The 1,671-nt window shown below is 69.6% G+C and carries 1 protein-coding gene; it reads right to left on the reverse strand.

All coding sequences use genetic code 11. The features are described 5' to 3' along the window. Positions 1-1,671, reverse strand: a 1,671-nt coding sequence (locus AB0N31_RS36455) for a ribonuclease J (RefSeq protein ID WP_366062833.1), incomplete at its 5' end; no start/stop codon positions are given.

Consider the following 1,671-nt stretch of genomic DNA (forward strand, 5'->3'; position numbering starts at 1 on the left):
TCAGGCGTCGATGATGACGGGGATGATGAGGGGTTTGCGGCGGTGGGTGCGGAAGGCCCAGTTGGCCACGGCGCGGGCGATGAGTTGTTCGAGTTGGTGTGCGTCGCCGACGCCTTCCTGGGCGGCGGTGGCCAGGGTCTTCTCGATGACGGGGACGACCGGGTCGAAGGTGGTGTCGTCGTGGACGAAGCCGCGGGCCAGGAAGTCGGGGGTCTCGGCGAGGGCGCCGGTGTCGGCGTCGACGATGGCCACCACGGTGACCACGCCTTCCTCCGCGAGGGTGAGGCGGTCCTTCAGGGACGCCTCGGTGGCGCCGCCGACCTCCATGCCGTCGACGTAGACGTTGCCGGCGGGCACCTTGCCGGTGATGGACGCGCGTCCGTCGACGAGGTCGACGACGACGCCGTCCTCGGCGATGACGACGCGGTCGGGGTCGACGCCGGTACGGATGGCGAGGTCGGCGTTGGCCCGCAGATGGCGCCACTCGCCGTGCACGGGCATGACGTTGCGGGGCTTGACGATGTTGTAGCAGTACACGAGCTCGCCGGCGCTGGCGTGTCCGGAGACGTGCACCTTGGCGTTGCCCTTGTGGACCACGTGGGCGCCCCACCGGGTCAGTCCGTTGATCACCCGGTAGATGGCGTTCTCGTTGCCGGGGATGAGGGAACTGGCGAGCAGGACGGTGTCGCCCTGGCCGATGCGGATCACATGGTCGCGGTTGGCCATCCGCGACAGCGCCGCCATCGGCTCGCCCTGGGACCCGGTGCACACCAGGGTGATCTTGTGGTCGGGGAGCTTCTCCAGCTCCTTGGTGCTCACGACCAGACCGGAGGGGACCTTCAGATAGCCCAGGTCGCGGGCGATGCCCATGTTGCGGACCATCGACCGGCCCACGAAGGCGACCTTGCGGCCGTGCTGGTGGGCGGCGTCCAGGACCTGCTGGATGCGGTGCACATGGCTGGCGAAACTGGAGACGATCACCCGGCGCGGCGCGGTGCGCATCACCTGCTCGATCGCCGGGTTCAGCTCCCGCTCGGAGGTGGTGAAGCCGGGCACCTCGGCGTTGGTGGAGTCGGTGAGGAACAGGTCCACGCCCTCCTCGCCCAGGCGGGCGAAGGCGCGCAGGTCGGTGATGCGGTCGTCGAGGGGGAACTGGTCCATCTTGAAGTCGCCGGTGTGCAGCACCATCCCGGCGCCGGTGCGGATCGCGACCGCGAGGCTGTCCGGGATGGAGTGGTTGACCGCCACGAACTCGCAGTCGAAGGGGCCGAAGCGGCGCCGGTCGCCCTCCCGCACCCGCACCGTGCGCGGCCGGATGCCGTGCTCCTTGAGCTTGGCCTCCAGGAACGCCAGCGTCAGCTTCGAGCCCACGACGGGGATGTCGCGCCGCTCGCGCAGCAGGTACGGCACGCCGCCGATGTGGTCCTCGTGGCCGTGGGTGAGGACGACGGCCACGATGTCGTCCAGCCGGTCCCGGATCGAGGTGAAGTCCGGCAGGATCACGTCCACGCCGGGCTGGGTCTCCTCGGGGAACAGCACGCCGCAGTCGACGATGAGCAGTTTGCCGGCGTGCTCGAAGACGGTCATGTTGCGGCCGATCTCACCCAGACCGCCCAGGGCGATGACTCGCAGCCCTCCTTCGGGCAGGGGAGGGGCGGCTTTCAGTTCGGG

This window comes from Streptomyces sp. NPDC051051 (assembly GCF_040682975.1).
GTDB lineage: Bacteria > Actinomycetota > Actinomycetes > Streptomycetales > Streptomycetaceae > Streptomyces.